This is a genomic window from Sphingopyxis sp., assembly GCF_016463645.1.
Lineage (GTDB): Bacteria > Pseudomonadota > Alphaproteobacteria > Sphingomonadales > Sphingomonadaceae > Sphingopyxis.
Genome location: NZ_JAEMQX010000221.1, coordinates 1 through 2,860, shown reverse-complemented (window position 1 = coordinate 2,860; position 2,860 = coordinate 1). Strand labels below are relative to the sequence as shown.

2 protein-coding genes are annotated in these 2,860 nt (G+C 64.8%); both read right to left on the bottom strand.

The annotated features are described in order from the left end of the window. The coding region (locus JHC57_RS21765; RefSeq protein WP_294032664.1) for an aconitase family protein at nucleotides 1-959 on the bottom strand (959 nt) is incomplete at its 3' end. Nucleotides 960-1,125: 166 nt separating this feature from the next. Beyond that, nucleotides 1,126-2,742: a hypothetical protein gene (locus JHC57_RS21760; RefSeq protein ID WP_294032663.1), complete on the bottom strand. Its 1,617-nt coding sequence runs from the start codon at nucleotides 2,740-2,742 to the stop codon at nucleotides 1,126-1,128. Nucleotides 2,743-2,860: the final 118 nt, after the last annotated feature.

Genomic DNA, 2,860 nt, shown 5'->3' with positions numbered 1-2,860 from the left:
AAGCCGCAGGTCGCGCCATATTCGGGCGCCATATTGGCGAGCGTCGCGCGGTCGGCGAGCGACAGCGAGGCGAGGCCGGGGCCGAAATATTCGACGAAGCGGCCGACGACGCCCTTGGCGCGCAGCATCTGCGTCGCGGTGAGCACGAGGTCGGTCGCGGTGACGCCTTCCTTGAGCTGGCCGGTGAATTTGAAGCCGACGACTTCGGGGATCAGCATCGACACGGGCTGGCCGAGCATCGCGGCCTCGGCCTCGATCCCGCCGACGCCCCAGCCGAGCACGCCGAGCCCGTTGATCATCGTCGTGTGGCTGTCGGTGCCGACGCAGGTGTCGGGATAGGCGACGGTTTCACCCGAGCCGTCCTCGCTCGACCACACCGCCTGCGCGATATGTTCGAGATTGACCTGGTGGCAGATGCCGGTGCCCGGGGGCACCGCCTTGAAGTTCGACAGCGACTTCGAACCCCATTTCAGGAAGTCGTAGCGTTCGCCGTTGCGATAATATTCGATCTCGACATTCTGTTCGAACGCCTTGGGGTGGCCGAATTCGTCGACCATCACCGAGTGGTCGATGACGAGGTGGACGGGAACGAGCGGGTTGATCTTCGACGTGTCGCCGCCGAGCGTCGCGATCGCGTCGCGCATCGCGGCCAAGTCGACGACGCAGGGAACGCCGGTGAAATCCTGCAGCAGCACGCGCGCGGGGCGATACTGGATCTCGCGGTTCGAATGCGGGTCCTTCTGCCAGTCGACCAGCGCCTGCACGTCATCCTTCGACACGGTGAAGCCGCCATCCTCGAAGCGCAGCAGGTTTTCGAGCAGCACCTTCATCGAGAAGGGCAGGCGCGACACGTCGCCGAGCTTCGCCGCGGCCTTGTCGAGCGAATAGTACGCATATTTTTTATCGCCGACGCTCAGCGTCGAGCGGGTGCCCAGCGTGTCGTTACCCGTGGTGGTCATAGGATTGCAGTCCCCATGTTGGCGCGGCGGGGAATGACGGCCGGGGCCCGTTCGGGAGAGCGGGGCCACGCGGAGTCGCACGCGCAGGTTTATGTCCGCGCCGCCTTACGCCCAGGCCAAGGAAATGCAAGGGGTGGACAACAAGTCATTGCCTCTGCGGACTCGCTCAAGAGTGGGCGAGAAACGCTTTCGCTCGCGCGATTTCGGGGCGCTCGGCGGACATTCCCTTCTGGGTCAGCAGGCGGCCGTAATAACCCCTGGCCTTCCCCGGATATCCGGAGCGCTCCGCCGCTGCGGCCGCGCCGCAGATCAGCCGGAAACGATTGGGGTCATTGGTCAGCGCCTGTTCGAAAGCGGCGAGTGCTTTCCCGGGCTGCTTCAGATCGAGGAGCAGTTCGCCGAGCATCTCGCGCACCGGAATCACGCGGCCGGGCATCATGATATGCTCCTCGGTCCTGTCCTCCCGGTCGGCCGTTTCGCGCATGAGCCGCAATGCATCGTCGTTGCGCCCTTCCGCGCGTGCGATCCACGCCGCGATCACGCTGGTCTGGATGTCGGCCTGTTCGATCCAATAGTCCTTCTTCTGCGCGACCATCGCGCCCCGCAATGCGGCAAGCCTTGCGACTTCGACCGTTGCAGCCCGAACGTCACCGTGCCGCGCCGCGCCAAGGCCACGCGCATAGGCGTTGACCGCCTCTCCCTCGGGAAAGCGGCTCCAGTCGAATTGCTCGCGCGCGGGGCGCAGCGGGAGCCCGGCCGCCGCTGCCCAGTCCCCGCGTTCGAGGGCGTAGCGCGCCGGGACGGCTGCTGCAGCATAGGCGATCTGGCGCGCATCCTCATCGGGCTTCGGCGCTGCATTGACGAACTCGACCCATTTCAGCGCCTCGGCGTCGCGTGCGAGCTGGAGCGAGGCGTAAACCAGATAATCCATCGCATGATAGGCATCGCGGTCGGTTTTCGACGCGGCATGGGAGCGGACATTGGTATCGATCGAATCCTGCCATTGTCCGGTCCGCGAGAAGATGTGCGAGGGCATATGCAGCGCGTGCGGGGAATCGGGGGCGATCGCCGCATAGCGCCGCGCGGCATCGAGCCCATGCCCGGCGATCGGCGGAAAGTCGTAGGCATGGATGATGAAATGCGCGACGCCCGGATGGTTCGGCTGCTCGGCGAAGATCTTTTCCAGGATTTTCGCGCTTTTGAGCTGCTGCGAATAGGTCTGGTCGTTGCGGTCGGCCGTGACCTGTAGCCAGAAACCATAGAGGACCGCCGCCTCCGGATCTTCGGGATAGCGCCGATGGATTTGTTCGAGCGCCTTCTCATGGATTTTGGCGCGCTGCGGGAAGGGAACGCTCGCCCGATCCCTGAACAGGCTTTCGACGGCCGCGATATAGTCGCGCTCGCGCGGTGTCTTGCCGCCGCCCAGCCGATGCGCCGCCAGCACCGCCGCCCAGCCTTGCTCCTCCTGCTTCGGGGTCGGTGGTGATCCGAGCGTATTGTCGATACTCGCCACCGCCTTTGCCCAATAGGCCATGGCGCAGGTCGGGTCGGCGGCGAGCACATCATCCACGGCGGCGTCGATCTTCTCCCAGTAGAAGGAATAGAGCAGGGCCGCGACCGTGTTGAATTTCGCCTGCGCGTCGGGCGTACAGGACACCGGGAAGTTCACCTGTCCCAAGGCGGACCGATGGTCGTGATGCTCCTGTCCATTGGCCGGAGGGACGGCAAGGCTGACGCCAAGCCATAGCAGCATCGCAGCGAACGATCGAAACCCGACAGACATCGCGATCCCCACCTCCGAAGACCCGTCGAGAGGAATCTTCGGCCAATCGACATGCGCGTGCAAGCCTTTTTGCGGTGACCGATCGCGCCGTCTTGCGCGGGGGTGGGAAATGCAAGGG

Excerpts from the sequence above, each read along its gene's own strand:
- JHC57_RS21760 (WP_294032663.1), bottom strand. The coding sequence starts at position 2,742 with ATGTCTGTCGGGTTTCGATCGTTCGCTGCGATGCTGCTATGGCTTGGC.